Annotated in this window: 20 protein-coding genes, 2 tRNA genes and 3 rRNA genes; 21 read left to right on the forward strand and 4 right to left on the reverse strand. The window is 64.1% G+C overall.

The features are described 5' to 3' along the window. Positions 1-3: 3 nt before the first annotated feature. From C7H73_RS03765 to fliR, 4 genes are all read left to right on the forward strand, one after another. Positions 4-354, forward strand: coding sequence for a FliO/MopB family protein (locus tag C7H73_RS03765; protein WP_227001409.1), 351 nt, complete (start codon positions 4-6; stop codon positions 352-354). After that, positions 347-1,120 carry a flagellar type III secretion system pore protein FliP gene (gene fliP, locus C7H73_RS03770; RefSeq protein ID WP_106845431.1) on the forward strand — a complete coding sequence of 258 codons (774 nt, stop codon included), beginning with the start codon at positions 347-349 and terminating at the stop codon, positions 1,118-1,120. The genes C7H73_RS03765 and fliP overlap by 8 nt, the downstream gene beginning before the upstream one ends. Before the next feature lie 175 nt (positions 1,121-1,295). Beyond that, positions 1,296-1,565, forward strand: a complete 270-nt coding sequence (fliQ, locus tag C7H73_RS03775; protein ID WP_106845432.1) for a flagellar biosynthesis protein FliQ — start codon at positions 1,296-1,298, stop codon at positions 1,563-1,565. Further along, positions 1,562-2,329, forward strand: coding sequence for a flagellar biosynthetic protein FliR (gene fliR / locus C7H73_RS03780; protein WP_106845433.1), 768 nt, complete (start codon positions 1,562-1,564; stop codon positions 2,327-2,329). Before fliQ ends, fliR begins: the two co-directional genes overlap by 4 nt. 90 nt (positions 2,330-2,419) lie before the next feature. On the opposite strand, the gene C7H73_RS03785 is transcribed toward fliR, so the two are convergent. Beyond that, positions 2,420-3,049: a response regulator gene (locus C7H73_RS03785; RefSeq protein ID WP_106845434.1), complete on the reverse strand. Its 630-nt coding sequence runs from the start codon at positions 3,047-3,049 to the stop codon at positions 2,420-2,422. Beyond that, positions 3,046-4,215 carry a hybrid sensor histidine kinase/response regulator gene (locus tag C7H73_RS03790; RefSeq protein WP_106847517.1) on the reverse strand — a complete coding sequence of 390 codons (1,170 nt, stop codon included), beginning with the start codon at positions 4,213-4,215 and terminating at the stop codon, positions 3,046-3,048. Before C7H73_RS03790 ends, C7H73_RS03785 begins: the two co-directional genes overlap by 4 nt. 93 nt (positions 4,216-4,308) lie before the next feature. Here C7H73_RS03790 and C7H73_RS03795 point away from each other — a divergent pair, with 93 nt between their 5' ends. The 7 genes from C7H73_RS03795 to C7H73_RS03825 all read left to right on the forward strand — a co-directional run bounded on the left by C7H73_RS03795 (position 4,309) and on the right by C7H73_RS03825 (position 10,794). After that, the gene (locus tag C7H73_RS03795) at positions 4,309-4,755 is read left to right on the forward strand and encodes a hypothetical protein (RefSeq protein WP_106845435.1); all 447 of its coding nucleotides are present in this window, start codon (positions 4,309-4,311) and stop codon (positions 4,753-4,755) included. A gap of 79 nt (positions 4,756-4,834) precedes the next feature. Then, positions 4,835-5,197, forward strand: a complete 363-nt coding sequence (locus C7H73_RS03800; RefSeq protein WP_106845436.1) for a response regulator — start codon at positions 4,835-4,837, stop codon at positions 5,195-5,197. A gap of 53 nt (positions 5,198-5,250) precedes the next feature. Then, the gene (locus C7H73_RS03805; protein ID WP_106845437.1) at positions 5,251-7,380 is read left to right on the forward strand and encodes a chemotaxis protein CheW; all 2,130 of its coding nucleotides are present in this window, start codon (positions 5,251-5,253) and stop codon (positions 7,378-7,380) included. A gap of 38 nt (positions 7,381-7,418) precedes the next feature. After that, on the forward strand, positions 7,419-7,910 hold the full coding sequence (locus C7H73_RS03810; protein WP_106845438.1) for a chemotaxis protein CheW: 492 nt from the start codon (positions 7,419-7,421) through the stop codon (positions 7,908-7,910). 20 nt (positions 7,911-7,930) lie between these two features. Then, positions 7,931-8,842: a CheR family methyltransferase gene (locus C7H73_RS03815; RefSeq protein WP_106845439.1), complete on the forward strand. Its 912-nt coding sequence runs from the start codon at positions 7,931-7,933 to the stop codon at positions 8,840-8,842. Positions 8,843-8,874: 32 nt separating this feature from the next. After that, complete coding sequence (gene cheD / locus C7H73_RS03820; RefSeq protein ID WP_106845440.1) at positions 8,875-9,597, forward strand: chemoreceptor glutamine deamidase CheD; 723 nt, start codon at positions 8,875-8,877, stop codon at positions 9,595-9,597. 81 nt (positions 9,598-9,678) lie between these two features. Continuing rightward, complete coding sequence (locus C7H73_RS03825) at positions 9,679-10,794, forward strand: protein-glutamate methylesterase/protein-glutamine glutaminase (RefSeq protein WP_106845441.1); 1,116 nt, start codon at positions 9,679-9,681, stop codon at positions 10,792-10,794. A gap of 131 nt (positions 10,795-10,925) precedes the next feature. Here C7H73_RS03825 and C7H73_RS03830 read toward each other — a convergent pair whose 3' ends face one another. Next, positions 10,926-12,827, reverse strand: a complete 1,902-nt coding sequence (locus C7H73_RS03830) for an ATP-binding cassette domain-containing protein (RefSeq protein WP_106845442.1) — start codon at positions 12,825-12,827, stop codon at positions 10,926-10,928. 142 nt (positions 12,828-12,969) lie between these two features. Next, the gene (locus C7H73_RS15475; RefSeq protein WP_157948314.1) at positions 12,970-13,284 is read right to left on the reverse strand and encodes a hypothetical protein; all 315 of its coding nucleotides are present in this window, start codon (positions 13,282-13,284) and stop codon (positions 12,970-12,972) included. Between the two features lie 108 nt (positions 13,285-13,392). On the opposite strand from C7H73_RS15475, the gene C7H73_RS03840 reads away from it, so the two are divergent. The 10 genes from C7H73_RS03840 (at position 13,393) to C7H73_RS03885 (ending at position 24,494) form a co-directional block, all read left to right on the forward strand. Then, positions 13,393-14,921 (forward strand): 16S ribosomal RNA (locus C7H73_RS03840). Between the two features lie 116 nt (positions 14,922-15,037). Further along, a tRNA-Ile gene (locus C7H73_RS03845) sits at positions 15,038-15,114 on the forward strand. 37 nt (positions 15,115-15,151) lie between these two features. Then, positions 15,152-15,227: transfer RNA gene (locus tag C7H73_RS03850), tRNA-Ala, on the forward strand. Positions 15,228-15,658: 431 nt separating this feature from the next. Continuing rightward, positions 15,659-18,538 (forward strand): 23S ribosomal RNA (locus C7H73_RS03855). Positions 18,539-18,722: 184 nt separating this feature from the next. Continuing rightward, positions 18,723-18,835 (forward strand): 5S ribosomal RNA (gene rrf, locus C7H73_RS03860). The 16S, 23S and 5S rRNA genes sit together here with 2 tRNA genes alongside, the layout of an rRNA operon. Before the next feature lie 179 nt (positions 18,836-19,014). Further along, positions 19,015-19,422 carry a MerR family transcriptional regulator gene (locus C7H73_RS03865; RefSeq protein WP_106845443.1) on the forward strand — a complete coding sequence of 136 codons (408 nt, stop codon included), beginning with the start codon at positions 19,015-19,017 and terminating at the stop codon, positions 19,420-19,422. A 56-nt stretch (positions 19,423-19,478) separates the two neighbouring features. Then, complete coding sequence (locus tag C7H73_RS03870) at positions 19,479-20,666, forward strand: isovaleryl-CoA dehydrogenase (protein ID WP_106845444.1); 1,188 nt, start codon at positions 19,479-19,481, stop codon at positions 20,664-20,666. Positions 20,667-20,708: 42 nt separating this feature from the next. Beyond that, complete coding sequence (can, locus tag C7H73_RS03875; protein WP_106845445.1) at positions 20,709-21,371, forward strand: carbonate dehydratase; 663 nt, start codon at positions 20,709-20,711, stop codon at positions 21,369-21,371. An 85-nt stretch (positions 21,372-21,456) separates the two neighbouring features. Then, a complete protein-coding gene (aceK, locus tag C7H73_RS03880) occupies positions 21,457-23,298 on the forward strand; it encodes a bifunctional isocitrate dehydrogenase kinase/phosphatase (protein WP_106845446.1) in 1,842 nt (613 codons plus the stop codon). Beyond that, positions 23,295-24,494, forward strand: a complete 1,200-nt coding sequence (locus C7H73_RS03885; RefSeq protein WP_106845447.1) for an acetyl-CoA C-acyltransferase — start codon at positions 23,295-23,297, stop codon at positions 24,492-24,494. The genes aceK and C7H73_RS03885 overlap by 4 nt, the downstream gene beginning before the upstream one ends. Positions 24,495-24,512 lie beyond the last annotated feature (18 nt).

Genomic DNA, 24,512 nt, shown 5'->3' on the forward strand with positions numbered 1-24,512 from the left:
CGCATGAACGCGGGTGCAGGCATGGGCATGACGCAGACGCTGCTGGTCGTGGTGCTGTTCGTGGCGGCGCTGTCGGCGCTGCCCTGGCTGATCCGCCGGTTGCAGCAGCGCCATGCCGGCCTGCTGCCCGGCGGCAGCGGCGCGGCCAGCCGCGTGCTGTCCACCGTGGCCGTGGGGCCGCAGCAGCGCGTGGTCACGGTCGAAGTGGGCCCGGCGCACCAGCGCACCGTGCTGGTGCTGGGAGTGACGGCGCAGCAGGTCAGCTGCCTGCACGTGCTGCCGGCGGCCAGCTTCGCCGGAGAGATGGCGGCGGCGCGGGCTGCCCAGCCGGGCGACGTGGCGGCCCATGACTGAGCGCCGCTGCGGGCCATGGCTGGCCTGTGCCCTGGTGCTGCTGCTGGCCGCGCCGGCTGTCTGGGCGCAGGCTCCGGGGGGCGCGGCGCCAGCGGGCGCGCTGCCGCTGGTGATCGGCTCGGGCCCTGGCGGCGCCAGCTATTCGGTGCCCATCCAGACGCTGCTGTTCTTCACGGCGCTGTCGTTTTTGCCGGCGGTGCTGCTCATGATGACGGGCTTCACCCGCATCGTGATCGTGCTGTCGCTGCTGCGCCAGGCCATCGGCACGCAGCAGGCGCCGCCCAACCAGGTCGTCGTCGGCCTGTCGCTGTTCTTGACCATGTTCGTCATGGGCCCCACGCTGGACCGAGTGTACCAGGAGGCCTACGTGCCCTACACCGCCAACGAGATTACCTTCGAGCAGGCGGCGCAAAGGGCCGAGGTGCCCATGCGCGGCTTCATGCTCAAGCAGACGCGCCAGTCGGACTTCGCCCTGTTCGCCCGCCTGGCCAAGCTGGAGCCGAACGTGACGGCCGAGACCGCGCCGCTGCGGGTGCTGGTGCCAGCTTTTGTCACCAGCGAGCTCAAATCGGCCTTCCAGATCGGCTTCATGATCTTCATCCCGTTTCTGATCATCGACATGGTGGTCTCCAGCGTGCTGATGTCGCTGGGCATGATGATGCTGTCGCCGGTGCTGGTGGCGCTGCCCTTCAAGCTGATGCTGTTCGTGCTGGCCGATGGCTGGAACCTGCTGATCGGCTCGCTGGCCGCCAGCTTCGCCACGTGATTCGGTTGAGCCCCCTGAGTCGCTTCGCGCCTTCCCTCTTCTCTCACGCTACGCGTGGGAAGGGGGACGCTGCCAGCGCGGCGGGGCGGGCCTTGCGCGGCAGCCGCTGGCCTGGGGCGGGCCAGTGTGCAGCGCCGCTGACATGTATCAGCGCAGCCCATCGAAAGGAATTCGCATGACCTCCCAATTCGTCCTGACCATGGGGCGCGACGCCCTGACCATGCTGCTGATGGTGTCCATGCCGGTGCTGGGCGTGGTCATGGCCGTGGGCTTGACGGTCAGCATCTTCCAGGCCGTCACGCAGATCCACGAGGCCACGCTGGCCTTTGTGCCCAAGCTGATTGCGGCCGTCATCGTGTTCGCCATCGCCGGGCCCTGGATGATCTCCACGCTGGTGGACTTCCTGCGCCGCACCATCGAGGCCATCCCGTCCGTGGTCGGGTGATCACCTTCTCCGAAGCCCAGATCATGGCCTGGCTGTCGCCGGTGCTGTGGCCCTTTTTGCGCGTGCTGGCGCTGTTTTCGGTGGCGCCGGTGTTTTCCATGCGGGTCATTCCGGTGCGCAGCCGCGTCGCCCTGGCCTTCCTGATCGCCGTGTGCGCCCAGGCCGTGCTGCCGCCGGCGCCGGTCATCAGCGTCAACGGCCCCGAGGCTCTGGGCGCCGTGCTGCAGCAGATGGGCGTGGGCGTGGCTATCGGCTTTGCCGTGCGGCTGGTGTTTGCCGCCGTCGAGCTGGCCGGCGAGGTCATCGGCCTGCAGATGGGCCTGAACTTCGCGTCCTTTTTCGATCCGACCAGCAACGCGCAGGTCAGCGCCGTGGCGCGCTTTTTCGGCAACATGGCGCTCTTGCTGTTCGTGGTCATCAACGGGCACTTGCTGGTGCTGATGGCGGTGGTCAAGAGCTTTGAGCGCTTTCCCGTGCAGGGCCACTGGCTGGAGGCGGTGGGGCAGATGCGGCTGCACGAGCTGGGCAGCTCCCTGTTCGCCAGTGCGCTGTGGATCGCCCTGCCCATGGTGGTGCTGCTGCTGTTCGTGAATCTGACGCTGGGCATCATCTCGCGCGTGGCGCCGCAGATGAACATCTACGCCGTGGGCTTTCCCGTCACCCTCACGGTGGGGCTGCTGGGCATTGCGGCCACGCTGCCGCTGCTGGAGCAGCCCATGCTGGCGCTGCTGCAGCAGGTCATCGACCTGTTTGCGCCACTTTGATTTTGATAGCTGCCGGCGCTTGATGGGCGCGGGTTTGCGATACAAAAGTGTTGAAAACCCAGGCGTAGCAAGCGCCAGCAGCTATGGTTTTCATACCAGCTGGTTGCGGATGGCGTACACCGTCAGCTCCGCGTTGTTGCTGAGCTTGAGCTTTTCCAGCACCCGCGCGCGGTACACGCTCACCGTCTTGGGGCTGAGCATCAGCTCCTCGGCGATGTCCGACAGCCGCCGCCCGGAGGCGATCTTGACCAGCGTCTGCAGCTCGCGCTCGGACAGCTGCTCGTGCGGCAGCTCGGGCACGGGCTGGGCCAGGCTGTCGGCCAGCAGCTGCGCCACCTCGGGCGTGAGGTACTTGCGCCCCTGCATGACGGTGTGCACGGCGGCAATCAGCTGCAGCGGGTCGCTCGCCTTGTTGGCGTAGCCCTGCGCCCCGGCGCGAATGGCCCGCAGCGCGTACTGGTCCTCGGGGTACATCGAGACGATCAGCACGCGGATCTGCGGGTGCGTGTCGCGCAGGCTGGCCAGCACCTCCAGCCCGCTGCGCCCAGGCAGGTTCAGGTCCAGCAGCAGCACGTCGCAGGCGGCCGTGCGCAGGGCGTCGCGCAGCTCGGGGTAGCTGCCGGCTTCGGCCGTCACGGTGATGTCCGGCGACTCGACGAGCGTGTCGCGGATGCCGCGCCGCAGCACGGCATGGTCGTCGCACAGAACCACGTGGATCACGGCTCGGCCCCTCCTTCGTTGAGCTGCGTTGGCGCCGCGCTGTCGGTCAGCGGGCTGCCTGCCGATGGTAGCCCCACCAGCGGCAGCGACAGCACGATGGCCGTGCCGCGGCCCGGCTGGCTGCTGACGTCCATCCAGCCGCCGGCGCGCCGCGCCCGCTCGGCCAGGCCCTTGAGGCCAAAGGAGCGGGGCTTTTTCAGCATCTCGGGCGCAATGCCGCGGCCGTCGTCGCAGACCTCCACCGTCAGCACGCCCTCGTGGTCAGACAGGTCGATGCGCACCTGCGTGGCGCCGGCGTGCTTGTGGATGTTGGTCAGCGCCTCCTGCGCCGTGCGGTAGGCCACCAGCTGCAGGGCCGGCGGCGCGCTGTCGATGGCCTTGCAGTCGCAGCTGACGCGCACCGGCAGCCGGGTGCGACGCTCGAACGTCTCGGCCAGCCACTGCACGGCGGCCACCAGGCCCTGGTCCAGCACGGGCGGGCGCAGGTTCATCATGATGCGCTGGCTGGCATCGATGGCGTGCTCCAGCATCTCGCTGGCCGCGCCGGCGTGCTCGCCCAGCGGCCCCTGGGGCGCGTGGCGGCCGATCCAGGCCAGGTCAAAGCGCGCCGCGGTCAGGGCGCCGCCAATGTCGTCGTGGATCTCGCGGGCGATCGCCGCGCGCTCTTCCTCGATGGAAGTCTGCAGGTGCTCGGCCAGGTCGGCCAGGCGCTGCTCGGACTCGGCCAGGTCGGCCATCGCCTGCTCGCGGGCGCGCCGCGCCTCGGCCACCTCCAGCGCCCGCTCGATGACGTGCGGCAGCCGCGCCATGTCGTCCTTGAGCAGGTAGTCGGCAAAGCCCAGGCGCATGGCGTCCACCGCCGCCGCCTCGCCGATGGCGCCCGACAGCAGCACGAAGGGCGGGTGCCCGGCCCGTCCGCTCACCAGCTGCCAGGCGTCGATCGCCGTGAACCCGGTCAGGCGGTAGTCGGCCACAATCACATCGAAGGTCTCGCTGTCCAGGCAGCGGGCCAGCGCCGGCAGGCTGTCCACCTGCCTGATCTCGTGCGGCACCCGGGCGCGGCGCAGCGTCATGCGCACCAGGGCCTGGTCGGCGGGCGAGTCCTCGAGATGCAGCACGCGCACGGGTCTTTTCGGAGTCTCGGGATCGGCGTTGTTGGGTATCATGGGATACATATTGGAACAATTGGCGCGCAGACTGTCTGCGCTGCCATCATGGCTGTCTTGCCTTCGGCGCCAAAGCGGCGCGATGGAGAAACGATGCAATCTACGCTCAACACGCCACCCGGCCCTGCAGTGCAGGTGCCGGTGCTGGTCGCGGCCGAGTTGCAAGACTCGCTGTTGATGGCCATGCACGACCTGCAGCGCCTGGAAGGGCTGCTCAACCACGCCACCGACAACCTGCTGGCGCGCTTTGGCGAGGCCAACGCCTCGCTCAGCGACAGCGTGGTGGCGGGCTCCGGCGAGCTGGAGGCGCTGCGCACGGCGCTGCGCAGCGCAGTGACGGAGCTGCAGTTCCACGACATGGCCACGCAGTTGATCGCCCACACCAGCCGCGTGCTGCAGGGCTGCGCCTTCCGCCTGGCCGCCGAGACCATGGGCGACGGCGAGGACGAGGCCGCCGCTCCGCTGGAGGGCATCGCCCCCGAACGCCCCAACCCCGTCACGCAAAGCGAGATGGAGGCGGGCTCGGTCGAGCTGTTTTGACGGTTTCGCCACCGCCGACCCCCGCTTGCCCCCATCCACACTGGCCCAATAAGAAACCGAAGTTGCTGGAGCTATTTACATGCAGTCCATTCTCGCCGTCGATGATTCCCCGTCCATGCGGAAAATGGTGTCCTTCACGCTCACCTCGGCGGGCTACCACGTCGTGGAGGCCGTGGACGGCCAGGACGCGCTGGAGAAGGCCGAGACGCACGACATCCACCTGGTGCTGGCCGACCAGAACATGCCGCGCCTGGACGGCATCGGCCTGACGCGCAAGCTGCGCGAGCACCCGCGCTTCAAGACCACGCCCATCCTGATCCTGACCACCGAGTCCAGCGACCAGATGAAGCAGGCCGGGCGCAGCGCCGGGGCCACGGGCTGGCTGGTCAAGCCGTTCGACCCCACACGCCTCATCGAGGTCATCCAGAAGGTCATCCGCTGAGCGCCACCGCCCCAGCAACGGCCCCCGAGCAGTACACAGGAATACCCCCCATCATGGCGGACACCCACCAAAGCGGCGCAGGCATGGACTTCGACCTGAGCCAGTTCTATCAGATCTTCTTCGAGGAGGCGGCAGAGAACCTCGACCAGATGGAGCAGATGCTGCTGGTCCTGGACGTGAGCGCCGCCAACGACGAGGAGCTCAACGGCATCTTCCGCTGCGCCCACTCCATCAAGGGCGGCTCGGCCACGTTCGGCTTTTCCGACGTGGCCGAGCTGACCCACCAGATGGAGTCGCTGCTGGACCGCCTGCGCCGCCACGAGCTGCAGCTGGTGCCGCAGATGGTGGACGTGCTGCTGGAATCCGCCGACGCCTCGCGCAGCCTGCTGGCGCGCCACCAGGCCGGCGGCGAAGGCGAGGCCCTGTCCACCCACGAGCTGGTGCGCCGCATCAGCGAGCTGGCCGCCGGTGGCGGGGCGGTGGCCGCGCCCGCTCCTGCGCCCGTCGTGGCCGCGCCGGCGCCCGTGCCCGTGCCCGCGCCGCCCGCCCCTGCAGCCATGCCCGCGGCGGCCCCGGTGGGCGCCGAGCGCGCGCTGGAGATCCATATCGGCCCGCTGTCCCAGCCCGCCCTGGCTGACGCCATCAAGGAGCTGTTTCGCGACATCCCCGGGCTGGGCTCCATCACCGATCTGCCCGACAGCCGTGCCGACATGCGCTGCTTTGCCGTGCGCACCACCTCCAGCGACGAGGACCTGCTGGACCTGTTCGTCTTCCACGTGGCCAAGGAGCAGGTGCGCATCCTGCCCGCAGCGGCGGTGCCCGAGCCGGCCGCGGGCGACCCGGCGCCGGTCGCACTGACCGAGCCCTACGGCTTCTTTCCCGGCGCCCCGGGCCTGCCGGCCCAGCAGGGCGGGGCGGCGCCCTCTCTCGCCCCTGCCGCGCAGGCCGCACCGGCGGCGCGCCCGGCTGCAGGCCGCGCCGCCGCCGAGGGCAAGGGCGGGGCCGGCGCCTCGTCCATGGAGTCCACCACCATCCGCGTGGCCGTCTCCAAGGTGGACCAGCTCATCAACCTGGTGGGCGAGCTGGTGATCACCCAGGCCATGCTGGCGCAAAACAGCCGCGGGCTCGATTCCGGCGTGCACCAGCAGCTGCTGGCCGGCCTGGCCGACCTGGACCGCAACACGCGCGACCTGCAGGAATCGGTCATGTCCATCCGCATGATTCCGATGTCCACGGTGTTCAGCCGCTTCCCCCGCATGCTGCGCGACCTGGCGGCCAAGCTGGACAAGAAGGTGGAGTTCGTCACCCACGGCGAGGCCACCGAGCTGGACAAGAGCCTGGTGGAGAAGATCACCGACCCGCTGACCCACCTGGTGCGCAACAGCTGCGACCACGGCATCGAGATGCCCGCAGAGCGCCTGGCCGCCGGCAAGCCCGAGCACGGCACGCTGAGCCTGTCGGCCTCGCACCAGGGCGGCTCCATCGTCATCGAGGTGCGCGACGACGGCAAGGGCCTGTCGCGCGAGAAGATTCTGCGCAAGGCGCGCGAGCGCGGCATGGACGTGTCCGACGCCATGCCCGACAGCGAGGTCTGGAACCTGATCCTGGCGCCGGGCTTTTCCACCGCCGAGGTGGTGACCGACGTGTCCGGGCGCGGCGTGGGCATGGACGTGGTCAAGAAGAACATCGCCGCGCTCAACGGCTCGGTGGAGATCGACTCGGCCGAGGGCTACGGCATGCGCGTGTCCGTGCGCCTGCCGCTGACGCTGGCCATCATGGACGGCATGTCCGTGGGCGTGGGCGACGAGGTCTACATCCTGCCCCTGTCCTCGGTGGTCGAGTCCTTCCAGGTCAACCCGCAGGAAGTCAACACCGTGGCCCAGGGCTCGCAGCTGGTCAAGGTGCGCGAGGAATACATGCCGGTGATGGCGCTGGAGAAGATCTTCCAGGTGCCGCGCCCCGAGGGCGGCGCCAGCAGCAGCATCATGGTGGTGGTGGAGGCCGACGGCAGCCGCGTGGCGGTGCTGGTGGACGAGCTGCTGGGCCAGCACCAGGTGGTGGTCAAGAACCTGGAGACCAACTACCGCAAGGTGCCCAACGTCTCGGGTGCCACCATCCTGGGCGACGGCACGGTGGCCCTCATCCTGGATACCGCCGGACTGGTGCGCCGCGTGCGCCACTGACACGTCCGCCTGCCTGAAGCAATGCAAGGAACCAACGCATGAATGCGGTGATGAACGACAAGAACACCGGCGCAGCCACCAGCGCGCGCGAGTACCTCACCTTCCGCCTGGGGCAGGAGGAATACGGCATCGACATCCTGAAGGTGCAGGAGATCCGCGGCTACGAGACGCCCACGCGCATCGCCCAGGCCCCGGCCTTCATCAAGGGCGTGACCAACCTGCGCGGCACCATCGTGCCGATCGTGGACATGCGCCTGCGCTTTGCCTGCGCGCAGGCCGACTACGACGCCTTCACGGTGGTCATCATCCTGAACCTGCGCGAGCGGGTGGTCGGCATCGTGGTGGACTCGGTCAGCGACGTGATGGAACTGGCGGCCGAGAACATCCGCCCCGCGCCGGACGTGGACAGCGCCATCGACGCGGCCTGCATCCGCGGCCTGGGCTCGGTGGGCGAGCGCATGCTGATCCTGCTGGACATTGAAAGGCTCATGTCCGGCGTGGACATGGGCCTGAGCCTCGCGACCGACTGAAGGCCTGCTGCCCACACCGCATGAGCACCGACCGCACCGCCCTGCACCACAGTCCCGCCGCCGTGCGCCGGGCCGCGCTGCGGCCCGCGCCTGCGGCCGATGCTGCGGCCGGCGATGCCGCCGCCGAGGGCCGCGAATTCGCCTGGACGCAGGCTGACTTCGTGCGCGTGCAGGCGCTGATCTACCAGCGCGCCGGCATCAGCCTGCACGACGGCAAGCACGCCATGGTCTATAGCCGCCTGTCGCGCCGGCTGCGCGAGACCGGGCACAAGAGCTTTCAGGACTATCTCGGCTGGCTGGAAGGCCACGACGGTCCCGAGTGGCAGGAATTCATCAACGCCCTGACCACCAACCTCACGGCGTTCTTTCGCGAGCAGCACCACTTCGAGATCCTGGGCTCGCTGCTGCGCATGCGCGCCGCCGGGCCTTGGAACATCTGGTGCAGCGCCGCTTCCACGGGCGAGGAGCCGTACTCCATCGCCATGACGGTGCAGGAGACGCTGGGCGCCAGCGTGCCGTTCAAGCTGGCCGCCAGCGACATCGATTCGCGCGTGCTGGCCACTGCTGCGGCCGGCGTCTACCGCGTGGACAGCCTCAAGGGCCTGTCGCAGGAGCGCCTGCAGCGGTTCTTTCAGCGCGGCAAGGGCGGCAATGCCGGGCTGGCACGCGTCAAGCCCGAGCTGCGCCGGCCCATCGAATTTTTGAGCGTGAACCTGATCCGCGACGACTGGCCCTTTCGCGAGCCGTTCGACGTGGTCTTTTGCCGCAACGTGATGATCTATTTCGACGCCCCCACCCAGCGGCGCGTGCTCGAGCGCATCCACCGCGTGCTCAAGCCCGGCGGCATGCTGTTCGTGGGCCATGCGGAAAACTTCAGCGACTCGCGCGACCTGTTCGTGCTGCGCGGCAAGACGGTGTACGAGCGCGTCTGACCGCCGGCCACCCACCACAAGGCATTGCGACCATGCAACCCTCCCGCGCCGACTCCAGCTCCGCCCCACCGGCCTACGAGCGCCGGCACGTGCCGCGCATCTCGCCGCTGGACCGCGCCGCTGCGCCGCCCGCGCCCCAGGTGACGCTGGCCGAGCTGAAGGCACGGGCGCACCGCCCGGGCGAGGCGTCGTTCTACTTCTTCGACCACCACTTCCAGCACAACGCCGTCAAGGTGCTGCCGGGCGAATACTTCGTGGCCCGCGAGCAGATGACCATCGTCACCGTGCTGGGCTCGTGCATTGCCGCCTGCCTGTGGGACAGCCGGGCCGGCGTGGGCGGCATGAACCACTTCATGCTGCCCGACGGCGACAGCGCCGACACCTCCGGGCGCTACGGCTCCTACGCCATGGAACTGCTCATCAACGAAATGATGAAGCAGGGCGCCCGGCGCGAGACGCTGCAGGCCAAGATTTTCGGCGGCGGCCAGGTCATGGCCAACTTCACCACCATGAACGTGGGCGAGCGCAACACCCGGTTTGTGCAAAACTACCTGGCCACCGAGCGCATCCCCATCGTCTCCGAGGACGTGCTGGACATCTACCCGCGCAAGGTGGTGTTCTTTCCCGTCAGCGGCAAGGTCATGGTCAAGCGCCTGGCGCACGCCCATCCCGAGGCCATGGCCCAGGAAGTGGTGCGCGGCAATGCCGTCAGCGTGGCGCGCGCCACCAGCGGCGGCTCGGTGGACCTGTTTTGATTTTTTCGATCGAAGTTGTGTGAGAACCAGCGGCCCGGGCGCCGGGCGGCGCACCGGCCAGGGAAGGCGGCAGACAAAAACATGAGCAGCAGCAGCAAGATACGCGTCATCGTGGTGGACGATTCGGCACTGGTGCGCAGCCTGCTGGCCGAGATCATCAACCGCCAGCCGGACATGCAATGCATCGGCACGGCCAACGACCCGCTGGTGGCGCGCGAGATGATCCGCGAGATGAACCCGGACGTGATCACCCTGGACGTGGAGATGCCGCGCATGGACGGCATCGACTTTCTGGGCCGGCTGATGCGGCTGCGGCCCATGCCGGTGGTCATGATCTCCACGCTGACCGAGCGCGGCGCCGAGGTCACCATGCGCGCGCTGGAGCTGGGCGCCGTGGACTTCGTTGCCAAGCCGCGCGTGGGCCTGGCCAGCGGCCTGAACGAGCTGGCCGCGCAGATCGTGGACAAGATCCGCGTGGCCGCCGTGGCCCAGGTGCGCCGCGCGCCGGCCGCAAGCGCCGGCGCCATCGTGCACCCGCACGCTGGCGGCGCGGCCGCCGCCGCCCCGGTGGCCGCTTCGCCCCTGCTGGGGCGCCTGTCCACCGAGAAGCTGGTGGCGATCGGTGCCTCCACCGGCGGCACCGAGGCCATCCGCGAGGTGCTGGTGCACCTGCCGGCCGACGCGCCTGCCATCGTCATCACCCAGCACATGCCGCCGGGCTTTACCACCAGCTTTGCCGCGCGCCTGAACAGTCTGTGCCAGATCACGGTGAAAGAGGCGGTGCAGGGTGAGCGCATCTTGCCCGGCCACGCCTACATCGCGCCGGGCGGGCGCCAGTTTGCGCTGGCCAAGAGCGGCGCCAACTACGTCGCCGTGGTGGACGACGGCCCGCCGGTGAACCGCCACAAGCCCTCGGTGGAGGTGCTGTTCAAGTCGGTTGCCGCCCATGTGGGGCGCAATGCGGTGGGCATCATGCTGACGGGCATGGGCGCCGACGGCGCCGCCGCCATGCGCGAGATGAAGGACGCCGGCAGCTACAACTATGTGCAGGACGAGGCCAGCTGCATCGTCTTCGGCATGCCGCGCGAGGCCATCGCCCATGGCGCGGCCGACGAGGTGCTGCCGCTGGCGCAGATCGCCCCGGCCCTGGTGGCGCGCCTGCGCGGCGCGGGCGACCGGGTGCACCACCGCATCTGACGCAGCCGGGGCCGGGCCGGCGGCTTCAAAAAAGTGAGCTGCCAGCGCTTGATCTGAAAGGGTTTGCGATGGTTTTCATGCGCAAACCCGGATGGAACAAGCGCCAACAGCTCATGTATTGATAGCGCCCCTCAGGCCGACAGCGCCTCCCAGCGCTCCAGTGCCTGCATCAGCAGCGCCTCGATCTCGCCGTCGCGGGCATGCAGGGCCGCGGCGCGGGCGCCGTCGCGCGTGTACAGGCTGCCGTCCCCCAGTTCCTCGCGCACGGCCAGCTGCTCGGCCTCCAGCGCCTCGATCCGCGCCGGCAGCTGCTCCAGTTCGCGCTGCTCCTTGTAGCTGAGCTTGCGCTTGTTCGCCGCCGGGGCCTCCGCCGTCGCCGCGCGGCTGGTTGCCTCACGGCCGGCCTTGCCCTCCTTGCGTGCGTCCTGGGCCGCGGCTGCGGCCAGCGCGCGGCTGCGGCGCGACTGCGTCAGCCAGTCCTGCACGCCGCCTTCGTATTCGCGCCAGCGGCCCTCGCCCTCGCTGACGATGGTGCTGGTCACGACGTTGTCCAGGAAGGTGCGGTCGTGGCTGACCAAGAACACCGTGCCGTCGTAGGTCTGCAGCAGCTCTTCGAGCAGCTCCAGCGTGTCGATGTCCAGGTCGTTGGTCGGTTCGTCCAACACCAGCACGTTGGCTGGCCGCGCAAACAGCCGCGCCAGCAGCAGGCGGTTGCGCTCGCCGCCCGACAGCGAGCGCACGGGCGAGTGCGCGCGTGCCGGCGAGAACAAAAAGTCGCCCAGGTAGCTCTTGACGTGCTTGCGCTGGCCGCCGATCTCGATCCATTCGCTGCCGGGGCTGATGAAGTCCTCCAGCGTGGCGTCCATGTCGATGGCCTGGCGCATCTGGTCGAAGTAGGCCACCTGCAGGTTGGCGCCGCGGCGCACGCTGCCGCTGTCGGGCTCCAGCTCGCCCAGAATGAGTTTCAGCAGCGTGGTCTTGCCTGCGCCGTTGGGGCCGAGCAGCCCGATCTTGTCGCCGCGCAGGATGGTGGCGCTGAAGTCGCGCACGATGGTGCGCTCGCCGAACGCTTGGCCGACGCCCGTCAGCTCGGCCACGATCTTGCCCTGGTAGCCGCCCTGGCCGCTGCCCGATGCCACATCCATCCTCACGCTGCCCAGCACCTCGCGGCGCACGGCGCGGCTGTCGCGCAGCGCCTGCAGCCGGTTGATGCGGCTGACGCTGCGGGTGCGCCGTGCCTCCACGCCCTTGCGAATCCAGACCTCTTCCTGCGCCAGCAGCTTGTCGGCGCGGGCGGCGATCACCGCCTCCTGCGCCAGCTGCTCTTCCTTGTGCAGTTGGTATTGCGCGAAGTTGCCAGGGTAGGAGCGCAGCTGGCCGCGGTCCAGCTCGACGATGCGCGTGGCGATGCGGTCCAGGAAGGCGCGGTCGTGGGTAATGGTCACCACCGCGCCGGGAAAGGCGATCAGCAGCTCTTCCAGCCACTCGATGGAGTCCAGATCCAGGTGGTTGGTCGGCTCGTCCAGCAGCAGCACGTCGGGCCGCGTAACCAGTGCCTGCGCCAGCGCCACCCGCTTTTTGGTGCCGCCCGACAGTTTGCCCACCACGGCCTGCGGATCCAGGTGCAGGCGCTGCAGGGTTTCCTCCACGCGCTGCTCCCAGTTCCAGGCGTCCAGCGCCTCGATGCGTGATTGCAGCGCGTCCAGGTCCACCCCTGGGGCTGCAGACAGATACTGCTCGCGCAGCGTGATGGCTTCTGCGAGTCCCTGTGAGGCCGCCTCGAACACCGTCGCATCCAGGGGCAGGTCAGGCTCCTGCGCCACATAGGTCACACGCAGGCTTTGCTGCACATGCAGCATGCCATCGTCTGCCTGAGCCAGTCCCCCCAAGATCTTCAACAGAGAAGACTTGCCCGCGCCGTTGCGCCCGATCAACCCCACGCGCTCGCCGCTCTCCAGCGAAAAATCCGCATGGTCCAGCAACGCCACATGCCCGAAGGCCAGTTGCGCATCCGTCAAAGTAAGAAGTGCCATGCGCCCATTATCCAAGGCGCGCTGGGAAAGGTAGGAGAGGCGCTTGTTTACAAAAAGATGACCGATTCACTTGTCGCGGGAAAACCCTGGGCTATACTTCATCCCACGCTGCAATCGACACGGTGCCTTTCAGGGAAATGAGTCAAAAGCAGCCGGAGAAAGTCCTCAAAAAATCTTCTCCCGGTCTTGCAACTGCCCAGATTTCTGATGTATAGTTCAAGGCTTCGCTTCTGACGGAGCGGCGGTGCTGGAAGGTACTGCAGGAAGTCGGAAGCGGCGGTCGAAAGGCCCTCAAGTTTGACAGGTTACTTTGAAACCTGTTATAGTTCAAGGCTTCGCTGATCGCAGCGAGGTTCGGAAAAAGAGGATGTGGTGCTTCGGTGCTGCGGCTTATTTTTCCAGGTGCTTTAACAATATACAGCCGATAAGCGTGGGCGTTTGATGAGGCGAGTGCCATGGTTCTTCGGAATCAAATCAAACGCTCATGGAAATAGAGAAGTGAAGTTCACTTCAATTCCGTTTTTATGAGTGTGGAGCTCTTCGGGGCTCCAAACAATTCAAGATCGAACTGTAGAGTTTGATCCTGGCTCAGATTGAACGCTGGCGGCATGCCTTACACATGCAAGTCGAACGGTAACAGGTCTTCGGATGCTGACGAGTGGCGAACGGGTGAGTAATACATCGGAACGTGCCCGATCGTGGGGGATAACGGAGCGAAAGCTTTGCTAATACCGCATACGATCTACGGATGAAAGCGGGGGATCTTTGGACCTCGCGCGGACGGAGCGGCCGATGGCAGATTAGGTAGTTGGTGGGATAAAAGCTTACCAAGCCGACGATCTGTAGCTGGTCTGAGAGGATGATCAGCCACACTGGGACTGAGACACGGCCCAGACTCCTACGGGAGGCAGCAGTGGGGAATTTTGGACAATGGGGGAAACCCTGATCCAGCCATGCCGCGTGCAGGATGAAGGCCTTCGGGTTGTAAACTGCTTTTGTACGGAACGAAAAGGTCTTTTCTAATACAGAAGGCCCATGACGGTACCGTAAGAATAAGCACCGGCTAACTACGTGCCAGCAGCCGCGGTAATACGTAGGGTGCAAGCGTTAATCGGAATTACTGGGCGTAAAGCGTGCGCAGGCGGTTATGCAAGACAGTGGTGAAATCCCCGGGCTCAACCTGGGAACTGCCATTGTGACTGCATAGCTGGAGTGCGGCAGAGGGGGATGGAATTCCGCGTGTAGCAGTGAAATGCGTAGATATGCGGAGGAACACCGATGGCGAAGGCAATCCCCTGGGCCTGCACTGACGCTCATGCACGAAAGCGTGGGGAGCAAACAGGATTAGATACCCTGGTAGTCCACGCCCTAAACGATGTCAACTGGTTGTTGGGGATTTATTTCTTCAGTAACGAAGCTAACGCGTGAAGTTGACCGCCTGGGGAGTACGGCCGCAAGGTTGAAACTCAAAGGAATTGACGGGGACCCGCACAAGCGGTGGATGATGTGGTTTAATTCGATGCTACGCGAAGAACCTTACCCACCTTTGACATGGTCGGAATCCTTTAGAGATAGAGGAGTGCCCGAAAGGGAGCCGATACACAGGTGCTGCATGGCTGTCGTCAGCTCGTGTCGTGAGATGTTGGGTTAAGTCCCGCAACGAGCGCAACCCTTGCCATTAGTTGCTACGAAAGGGCACTCTAATGGGACTGCCGGTGACAAACCGGAGGAAGGTGGGGATGACGTCAAGTCCTCATGGCCCTTATAGGTGGGGCTACACACGTCATACAATGGCTGGTACAGAGGGTTGCCAACCCGCGAGGGGGAGCCAATCCCACAAAGCCAGTCGTAGTCCGGATCGCAGTCTGCAACTCGACTGCGTGAAGTCGGAATCGCTAGTAATCGCGGATCAGAATGTCGCGGTGAATACGTTCCCGGGTCTTGTACACACCGCCCGTCACACCATGGGAGCGGGTCTCGCCAGAAGTAGGTAGCCTAACCGCAAGGAGGGCGCTTACCACGGCGGGGTTCGTGACTGGGGTGAAGTCGTAACAAGGTAGCCGTATCGGAAGGTGCGGCTGGATCACCTCCTTTCTGGAAACACCAGCACTCAACGCGTTGAACGCCCACACTTATCGGTTGTAAGGAAGACAGTTGGCCGACTGGCTGCAGCAGCAAGGCAAGCGCCTGAAAGCTATAGGCAGGCAATCGGGTCTGTAGCTCAGCTGGTTAGAGCACCGTCTTGATAAGGCGGGGGTCGTTGGTTCGAGCCCAACTAGACCCACCATCATCTTTCTGCACGACGATCGAAGGCGAGGACGGAAGGGGGATTAGCTCAGCTGGGAGAGCACCTGCTTTGCAAGCAGGGGGTCGTCGGTTCGATCCCGTCATCCTCCACCAACCACTGGACCCCTCAAGTGCTTACTCTTTGAGCACTGCATTCCTTATCTACCTTTCCTGAGCTTGCACGCATCAGGGGCAACACCCAAGCGGTTTGGCACCACGCCAGAGCGCTTCGTTGTTGAGGCGAGATTGCTCGCATCAATCGGCTGTTCTTTAAAAATTCATAGAGTCGAAATCAGCGTTGCTGGTGGAAAGCGCTCCTGCGGGAGTGCACCGTGCCACCAGCAACTAGTTTGATTGCGTCAAAACGAACGATTCAATGGAATTGTTCAGTAATGACGAATGTTCTCCAGGGCAGCGATGCCCTGAAAAAAAGCACATTTGGAATTACGGCATGAATAACGCGCGAGGTGCGAGACCTCGCAAGTGGTCCTTGGCTGCTGTGACGAATGGTTCCTTTGCTGCAAGGCAAGGGGTCAAAGTTATAGGGTCAAGTGACTAAGAGCATGTGGTGGATGCCTTGGCGATGATAGGCGACGAAAGACGTGATAGCCTGCGATAAGCTTCGGGGAGCTGGCAAATAAGCATTGATCCGGAGATTTCTGAATGGGGAAACCCACCCGCAAGGGTATCGCCGACTGAATACATAGGTCGGCGAGGCGAACCGAGTGAACTGAAACATCTAAGTAGCTCGAGGAAAAGACATCAACCGAGATTGCGAAAGTAGTGGCGAGCGAAATTGCAACAGCCTTCTAGTGATAGTCGAACGGTTAGCAAAGCGGCATGGAAAGGCCGGCCATAGTGGGTGATAGCCCCGTATGCGAAAACCGATCGGTGGTACTAGGCTAGAGACAAGTAGGGCGGGGCACGAGAAACCCTGTCTGAATATGGGGGGACCATCCTCCAAGGCTAAATACTCATCATCGACCGATAGTGAACCAGTACCGTGAGGGAAAGGCGAAAAGAACCCCGGGAGGGGAGTGAAATAGATCCTGAAACCGCATGCTTACAAAAAGTAGGAGCCCGCAAGGGTGACTGCGTACCTTTTGTATAATGGGTCAGCGACTTACATTCAGTGGCAAGCTTAACCGAATAGGGGAGGCGCAGAGAAATCGAGTCCGAATAGGGCGAAATTTAGTCGCTGGGTGTAGACCCGAAACCAAGTGATCTATCCATGGCCAGGATGAAGGTGCCGTAACAGGTACTGGAGGTCCGAACCGACTAATGTTGCAAAATTAGCGGATGAGCTGTGGATAGGGGTGAAAGGCTAAACAAACTTGGAAATAGCTGGTTCTCTCCGAAAACTATTTAGGTAGTGCCTCAAGTATTACCTGCGGGGGTAGAGCACTGTTTTGGCTAGGGGGTCATGGCGACTTACCAAACCAAGGCAAACTCCGAATACTGCAGAGTACAGCTTGGGAGACAGAGCACCGGGTGCTAACGTCCGGACTCAAGAGGGAAACAACCCAGACCGCCAGCTAAGGTCCCTAAAATTGGCTAAGTGGGAAACGAAGTGGGAAGGCTAAGACAGTCAGGATGTTGGCTTAGAAGCAGCCATCATTTAAAGAAAGCGTAATAGCTCACTGATCGAGTCGTCCTGCGCGGAAGATGTAACGGGGCTCAAGCCAGTTACCGAAGCTGCGGATGCACAGTTTACTGTGCGTGGTAGGAGAGCGTTGTGTAAGCCTGTGAAGGCAGCTTGTGAAGGCTGCTGGAGGTATCACAAGTGCGAATGCTGACATGAGTAGCGTTAAAGCGGGTGAAAAGCCCGCTCGCCGTAAGCGCAAGGTTTCCTACGCAACGTTCATCGGCGTAGGGTGAGTCGGCCCCTAAGGCGAGGCAGAGATGCGTAGCTGATGGGAAACAGGTCAATATTCCTGTACCGATCAATAGTGCGATGTGGGGACGGAGAAGGTTAGCTCAGCCAACTGTTGGATATGTTGGTTCAAGCCTGTAGTCGTGCCCGGTAGGCAAATCCGCCGGGCTTAGATGAGGGGTGATAACGAGTGTGCTTGCACACGAAGTGAGTAATACCCTGCTTCCAGGAAAAGCCACTAAGCTTCAGCTATTGACGACCGTACCGCAAACCGACACTGGTGCGCGAGATGAGTATTCTAAGGCGCTTGAGAGAACTCAGGAGAAGGAACTCGGCAAATTGATACCGTAACTTCGGGAGAAGGTATGCCGCAAGTAGGTGAACCTGTACAAGGCAAGCCCAAAGCGGTTGCAATAAATCGGTGGCTGCGACTGTTTAATAAAAACACAGCACTCTGCAAACACGAAAGTGGACGTATAGGGTGTGACGCCTGCCCGGTGCTGGAAGATTAAGTGATGGGGTGCAAGCTCTTGATCGAAGTCCCAGTAAACGGCGGCCGTAACTATAACGGTCCTAAGGTAGCGAAATTCCTTGTCGGGTAAGTTCCGACCTGCACGAATGGCGTAACGATGGCCACGCTGTCTCCTCCTGAGACTCAGCGAAGTTGAAATGTTTGTGATGATGCAATCTACCCGCGGAAAGACGGAAAGACCCCATGAACCTTTACTGTAGCTTTGTATTGGACTTTGAACGAATCTGTGTAGGATAGGTGGGAGGCTTTGAAGTGCGGTCGCCAGATCGCATGGAGCCATCCTTGAAATACCACCCTGGTGCGTTTGAGGTTCTAACCCAGGTCCATTATCTGGATCGGGGACAGTGCATGGTAGGCAGTTTGACTGGGGCGGTCTCCTCCCAAAGCGTAACGGAGGAGTTCGAAGGTACGCTAGTTACGGTCGGACATCGTGACGATAGTGCAATGGCATAAGCGTGCTTAACTGCGAGACTGACAAGTCGAGCAGATGCGAAAGCAGGACATAGTGATCCGGTGGTTCTGTATGGAAGGGCCATCGCTCAACGGATAAAAGGTACTCTGGGGATAACAGGCTGATACCGCCCAAGAGTTCATATCGACGGCGGTGTTTGGCACCTCGATGTCGGCTCATCTCATCCTGGGGCTGTAGTCGGTCCCAAGGGTATGGCTGTTCGCCATTTAAAGAGGTACGTGAGCTGGGTTTAAAACGTCGTGAGACAGTTTGGTCCCTATCTTCCGTGGGCGCTGCAGATTTGAGGAAGCCTGCTCCTAGTACGAGAGGACCGGAGTGGACACACCTCTGGTGTATCGGTTGTCACGCCAGTGGCATCGCCGAGTAGCTAAGTGTGGAAGAGATAACCGCTGAAAGCATCTAAGCGGGAAACTCGTTTCAAGATGAGATCTGCCGGGGCCTTGAGCCCCCTGAAGGGTCGTTGTAGACCACGACGTTGATAGGCTGGGTGTGGAAGTGCAGCAATGCATGTAGCTAACCAGTACTAATTGCCCGTGAGGCTTGACCCTATAACTTTGATCGCCCTGTGCACAACGCACAGCGCAGCATGACACGCATAAACCCAAGGATCACAACGTTATCCATGCCGGCGCAATCAAACTAGCCCCCAACGCTGAACCGCCTTCGACTCTATGAATCACCAGGGCGCAGCTTCCACCTACCCAAAAGAAGCCGCCCCCTGACCCGTTAAAGCCTGACGACCATAGCAAGTCGGTACCACCCCTTCCCATCCCGAACAGGACCGTGAAACGACTTCGCGCCAATGATAGTGCGGATTCCCGTGTGAAAGTAGGTCATCGTCAGGCTACTCATCAAGCCTCTCCCCCCTTCGCTCAAATAGCGTAAGGGGGGTTTTGGCTTTTGGGGGAAAGAAAATGAGGGTTGGCTAGTAGCACAATGAACTGCTGCGGTAGTATTGACGTACACGTCAATGCGGACTCCGGAGCCCTATGGCCGGCTTGCGCTTTTGCTTTCTCTTTCAGCCATGGCCACCTACACCATTAGTGATCTCGCCCGCGAGTTTGACCTCACGACCCGGGCAATGCGGTTCTATGAAGACATGGGCTTGCTGTGCCCGGAGCGCAGCGGTCCCGGCGGCCGTACCCGCGTCTACACTGCCCGCGACCGCACCCGCCTGCGCCTGACCCTGCGTGCCAAGCGGCTGGGCCTGTCGCTGACCGAGGCCAAAGAGATCATCGATTTGTATGACAGCCCCCGCGACACGGGTGTGCAGTTGCACCGTTTTCTGGAAGTGCTGGCGACGCACCGCAAGCAGCTTGAAGCCCAGATGACTGACCTTCAAGCCAACCTGGATGAAGTCCGGGAGCACGAACGCGAGGCGCGGGAGCTGCTGCGAAAAATGGATGCTGCATCGACGCAAATTCATGGATAATTGACGTTTACGTAAACGTCATTGCCTTTTCTCGCATACCGCACAGGAGCCCATTCATGAGCATCAACCCGTTGCCTGGCCTGAACTTCCAGTTGGGCGAAGACATCGACGCCCTGCGCGACGCAGTGCGCGAGTTCGCTCAGGTCGAGATCGCCCCCCGCGCCGGGGAGATCGACCAAAGCGACTGTTTCCCCATGGATCTGTGGACGAAGATGGGTGCACTGGGCGTGCTGGGCATCACCGTGTCCGAGCAATATGGCGGCGCCGACATGGGCTACCTCGCCCACATGGTGGCGATGGAAGAAATCTCCCGCGCCAGTGCCTCGGTAGGCCTGTCCTACGGAGCGCACAGCAACCTGTGCGTGAACCAGATCAACCGCAATGGCAGCGAGGCGCAGAAAGCCAAGTACCTGCCCAAGCTGATCAGCGGTGAACACGTGGGCGCGCTGGCCATGAGCGAGCCGGGCGCCGGCTCCGACGTCATCAGCATGAAGCTGAAGGCCGAAGACAAGGGCGGCTATTACCTGCTGAACGGCAGCAAGATGTGGATCACCAACGGCCCGGACGCCGACACCCTGGTGGTCTATGCCAAGACCGAGCCCGAAATGGGCGCGCGCGGTGTGACGGCGTTCCTGATCGAAAAGGGCATGAAGGGGTTTTCCGTCGCGCAAAAGCTCGACAAGCTGGGCATGCGCGGCAGCCATACCGGCGAGCTGGTGTTCGAAAACGTCCAGGTGCCGGCGGAGAACGTGCTGGGCCAGGTCAATGGCGGCGCCAAGGTGCTGATGAGCGGCCTGGACTACGAGCGCGCCGTGTTGACCGGCGGCCCTCTGGGCATCATGCAATCCGTCATGGACAACGTCATTCCCTACATCCATGACCGCAAGCAGTTCGGCCAGAGCATTGGCGAGTTCCAGCTCATCCAGGGCAAGGTGGCCGACATGTACACCGTGCTCCAGGCCGCACGTTCGTTCGCCTACACCGTGGCCAAGAACCTGGACATGCTGGGCACCGAGCACGTGCGCCAGGTGCGCAAGGACTGCGCCAGCGTCATCCTGTGGACGGCCGAGAAGGCCACCTGGATGGCGGGCGAGGGCATTCAGATCTTCGGCGGCAATGGCTATATCAACGAATACCCGCTGGGCCGCCTGTGGCGCGACGCCAAGCTGTACGAGATCGGCGCCGGCACCAGCGAGATCCGCCGCATGCTGATCGGCCGCGAGTTGTTCGCTGAAACCTGCTGAGCGCGCCACGGCACCTTTCTTTCAACCACCCCAGGAGTCCCGATGACCACCACCTCCATTGAAGAGCTGTTCGTACACAACCGTGAATGGGCGCAGGAAATGGAGCGTGACCGACCGGGCTTCTTCACCGGGCTGATGGCGCAGCAAAAGCCGCGCTACATGTGGATCGGCTGCTCCGACAGCCGCGTGCCCGCCAACCAGATCACGGGCCTGGAGCCGGGCGAGGTGTTCGTGCACCGCAACATCGCCAATGTGGTCGTGCCCAGTGACCTGAACGCGCTGTCCACCATCCAGTACGCCGTGGATCAGCTGCACGTGCAGCACCTCATGGTCGTCGGCCACTACGGCTGCGGCGGCGTGCGCGCGGCGCTTGAGGACATCCGCGTCGGCTTGGCCGACAACTGGATCCGCCATGTGAAGGATGTGCGCGACAAGTACGCCGATCTGCTGCAGGACCTGTCCCCGCAGTGGCGCCTGGATGCGTTGTGCGAGCTCAACGTCATCGAGCAGGTGGCCAACGTGGCGCACAGCACCGTGGTGCATGACGCCTGGGCGCGCGGGCAGGCGCTGACGCTGCACGGCTGGTGCTACAGCCTGCAAAACGGCCTGATCACCAACGTCGAGGTGACGGTACCGGGCGAGGGTGGCCTGGACGAGGTGCAGCGCCGCGCCGTCGAGCGCGTGGCGGCGCGCGAGCGCGGCTGACGGCACGCGTACGGGCAGGCCGAGGCATTCTCATGAACATGGCAACGGCATAGTCGGCCCGGTCTGAAGCGGCCTGGTATTTGCCATGTTCCCCGAACGCCTCGACGCCCCGCAGGCCTGGTCCATCGCCCGGGCCATGATGGACGGCTTCAACCGCCACTACAGGCTGTTTCGCGCCGAGTCCGCGCGCGCCAAGCACCGCTTTGAAACAGCCGACTGGCACGGCCAGCAGCGTGCGCAGCGCGAGCGCATCGAGTTCTACGACCTGCGGGTGAAGGAATGCGTGCGGCGGCTGGACAAGGAGTTTCAGGCCGGCACCCTGCCCATGGCCGTGTGGCACCAGGTCAAGCTGCACTACATCGGCCTGATGGTGAACCACCTGCAGCCCGAGCTGGCAGAGACCTTCTTCAACTCGGTCACCACCAAGATCCTGCACCGCACGCACTTCCAGAACGACTTCATCTTCGTGCGCCCCGCCGTCAGCACCGAGTACATCGAAAGCGACGATCCGGCCGCGCGGCCCACCTACCGCGCCTATTACCCGCAGGCCACGCGCCTGCCCGAGATGGTCACGGCCATCGTGCAGGACTTTGCGTTGCAGCGCCCCTTTGAGGACCTGCCGCGCGACGTGGCGCTGGTGGTGCACGCCATCAATGCCCGCTTGGGGAGCGTGAAGTGGCGCACCAACTTCCAGATCCAGGTGCTGACCAGCTTGTTCTACCGCAACAAGGGCGCGTACCTGGTGGGCAAGGTCATCAACGGCTACGCCGAGCTGCCCTTTGCGCTGCCCATCCTGCACGGCGAGCAGGGCGGGCTGATCATCGACGCGGTGCTGTTCGGCGAGGCCGACCTGCAGATGCTGTTCTCGTTCGCCCGGGCGTATTTCATGGTGGACATGGAAGTGCCGAGCGCCTACGTGCAGTTCCTGCGCAGCCTCATGCCGCGCAAGCCCCGCGGCGAGCTCTACACCGCGCTGGGCCTGGCCAAGCAGGGCAAGACGCTCTTCTACCGCGACTTCCTGCACCACCTGAAATACTCCAGCGACCAATTCCGCATCGCCCCCGGCATCAAGGGCATGGTCATGCTGGTGTTCGACCTGCCCAGCTTTCCCTACGTCTTCAAGCTGATCAAGGATCGCTTCCCGGCGCCCAAGGACACGACGCGCGAGCAGGTCAAGGCCAAGTACCTGCTGGTCAAGCAGCACGACCGCGTGGGCCGTATGGCCGACACGCTGGAGTACAGCCTGGTGGCGTTCCCGCGTGAGCGCTTTTCCGACGCGCTGATCGCCGAGATCCAGCAGCACGCGCCCAGCCAGCTCGAGATCAGTGACCGGGACGGCGACGGCAGGCAGGAAGTCATCATCCGCCACCTGTACATCGAGCGGCGCATGGTGCCGATGAACATCCATCTGCAGGAATGCTTCGACGCCGGGCTGGAGCAGCCCGAGGCCCGCAGCGCGCTGGAGCACGCCGTGGTCGAGTACGGCAACGCCCTCAAGGATCTGGTGGCGGCCAATATCTTCCCCGGCGACATGCTGTGGAAGAACTTCGGCATCACCCGCAACGGCAAGGTCGTGTTCTACGACTACGACGAGATCGAGTACCTCACCGACTGCCACTTCCGCCGGGTGCCGCCGCCGCGCAGCGAAGACGACGAGCTCTCGGGCGAAGTCTGGTGGCCCGTCGGCCCGCGCGACGTCTTTCCCGAGACCTTCGCGCCCTTTTTGCTGGGCAACCCCGCCGTGCGCGAGATCTTCCTGCGCCACCACGCCGACCTGCTGGACGTGCAGTTTTGGCAGTCGCACCAGGAGCGCATCCGCGCCGGCCACGTCTATGACGTGTTCCCCTACGACGTGCAGCGGCGCTTTGGCGCAGCCGCACATTTTCCGCTTTCCCAACCATCACCTGTTTCAGGAGCCATGCCATGACTTCCCCGCACACCACCCAAGACCCCATCGTCATCGTCGGCGCCGCGCGCACGCCCATGGGCGCCTTCCAGGGCGACTTCGCCGAGCTGCAGGCCTGGGAACTCGGGGGCGCCGCCATCCGCGCCGCGGTCGAGCGCTCGGGCATCGCGCCTGAAAAAGTCGATGAAGTGCTGCTGGGCAACTGCCTGATGGCCGGCCAGGGCCAGGCGCCTGCGCGCCAGGCGGGCCACGCGGCCGGGCTGCCGCGCAGCACCGGCGCCGTGACACTGTCCAAGATGTGCGGCGCCGGCATGGAGGCGACCCTGCTGGCGCACGACCAGCTGGTCGCCGGTAGCCGCGACGTGGTGGTGGCCGGCGGCATGGAGAGCATGACCAACGCGCCCTACCTGCTGAAAAAAGGCCGCGGCGGCTACCGCATGGGCCACGACAAGGTCTATGACCACATGATGCTGGACGGCCTGGAAGACGCCTACGAGGCCGGTCGCTCCATGGGCACCTTCGGCGAAGACTGCGCCGCCAAATACCAGTTCACCCGCGAGCAGCAGGATGCGTTTGCGATCGCCAGCGTGCAGCGCGCCCAGGAAGCTGCGAAAACGGGCGCGTTCAAGGACGAGATCACGCCCGTGACCGTCAAGACGCGCAAGGGTGAGGTCACGGTGAGCGAGGACGAAGGCCCGGCCAAGGCCCGGCTGGACAAGATCGCCGGCCTCAAGCCCGCCTTCAAGAAGGACGGCACCATCACTGCTGCGTCCAGCTCCAGCATCAACGACGGCGCCGCCGCCCTGGTGCTGATGCGCGAATCGACCGCCAAAGAGCTGGGCGCCAAGCCCCTGGCGCGCATCGTCGCCCACGCCACGCACGCGCAGGAGCCCGAGTGGTTCACCACCGCACCCGTCGGCGCGACCGAGAAGGTGCTGAAGAAAGCCGGCTGGAAGGTGGGCGACGTGGACCTGTGGGAGATCAACGAGGCCTTTGCCGTGGTGCCCATGGCGCTGATGAAGGACCTGGGCGTGCCGCACGAGAAGGTAAACGTCAACGGTGGCGCCTGCGCCCTGGGCCACCCCATCGGCGCCAGCGGCGCGCGCATCCTGGTCACGCTGCTGTCGGCGCTGAAGGCGCGCGGAAAGAAGAAGGGCGTGGCCACCCTGTGCATCGGCGGCGGCGAAGCCACGGCCATGGCCGTCGAGCTGGTGTGAGTGCGCCCAACCAGCACT

Origin of the sequence: Pulveribacter suum (assembly GCF_003013695.1) — a bacterium.
GTDB lineage: Bacteria > Pseudomonadota > Gammaproteobacteria > Burkholderiales > Burkholderiaceae_C > Melaminivora > Melaminivora suum.

What these genes read in the sequence shown, in the direction of transcription:
- C7H73_RS15475 (WP_157948314.1), bottom strand. Translation starts at nt 13,284, where the DNA reads ATGGCACTCGCCTCATCAAACGCCCACGCTTATCGGCTGTATATTGTT.
- aceK (WP_106845446.1), top strand. Translation starts at nt 21,457, where the DNA reads ATGTTCCCCGAACGCCTCGACGCCCCGCAGGCCTGGTCCATCGCCCGG.
- C7H73_RS03800 (WP_106845436.1), top strand. Translation starts at nt 4,835, where the DNA reads ATGCAGTCCATTCTCGCCGTCGATGATTCCCCGTCCATGCGGAAAATG.
- C7H73_RS03870 (WP_106845444.1), top strand. Translation starts at nt 19,479, where the DNA reads ATGAGCATCAACCCGTTGCCTGGCCTGAACTTCCAGTTGGGCGAAGAC.
- C7H73_RS03885 (WP_106845447.1), top strand. Translation starts at nt 23,295, where the DNA reads ATGACTTCCCCGCACACCACCCAAGACCCCATCGTCATCGTCGGCGCC.
- C7H73_RS03790 (WP_106847517.1), bottom strand. Translation starts at nt 4,215, where the DNA reads ATGATACCCAACAACGCCGATCCCGAGACTCCGAAAAGACCCGTGCGC.
- C7H73_RS03825 (WP_106845441.1), top strand. Translation starts at nt 9,679, where the DNA reads ATGAGCAGCAGCAGCAAGATACGCGTCATCGTGGTGGACGATTCGGCA.
- C7H73_RS03810 (WP_106845438.1), top strand. Translation starts at nt 7,419, where the DNA reads ATGAATGCGGTGATGAACGACAAGAACACCGGCGCAGCCACCAGCGCG.
- fliQ (WP_106845432.1), top strand. Translation starts at nt 1,296, where the DNA reads ATGACCTCCCAATTCGTCCTGACCATGGGGCGCGACGCCCTGACCATG.
- cheD (WP_106845440.1), top strand. Translation starts at nt 8,875, where the DNA reads ATGCAACCCTCCCGCGCCGACTCCAGCTCCGCCCCACCGGCCTACGAG.
- can (WP_106845445.1), top strand. Translation starts at nt 20,709, where the DNA reads ATGACCACCACCTCCATTGAAGAGCTGTTCGTACACAACCGTGAATGG.
- C7H73_RS03795 (WP_106845435.1), top strand. Translation starts at nt 4,309, where the DNA reads ATGCAATCTACGCTCAACACGCCACCCGGCCCTGCAGTGCAGGTGCCG.
- fliP (WP_106845431.1), top strand. Translation starts at nt 347, where the DNA reads ATGACTGAGCGCCGCTGCGGGCCATGGCTGGCCTGTGCCCTGGTGCTG.
- C7H73_RS03830 (WP_106845442.1), bottom strand. Translation starts at nt 12,827, where the DNA reads ATGGCACTTCTTACTTTGACGGATGCGCAACTGGCCTTCGGGCATGTG.
- C7H73_RS03765 (WP_227001409.1), top strand. Translation starts at nt 4, where the DNA reads ATGAACGCGGGTGCAGGCATGGGCATGACGCAGACGCTGCTGGTCGTG.
- C7H73_RS03865 (WP_106845443.1), top strand. Translation starts at nt 19,015, where the DNA reads ATGGCCACCTACACCATTAGTGATCTCGCCCGCGAGTTTGACCTCACG.
- C7H73_RS03805 (WP_106845437.1), top strand. Translation starts at nt 5,251, where the DNA reads ATGGCGGACACCCACCAAAGCGGCGCAGGCATGGACTTCGACCTGAGC.
- C7H73_RS03815 (WP_106845439.1), top strand. Translation starts at nt 7,931, where the DNA reads ATGAGCACCGACCGCACCGCCCTGCACCACAGTCCCGCCGCCGTGCGC.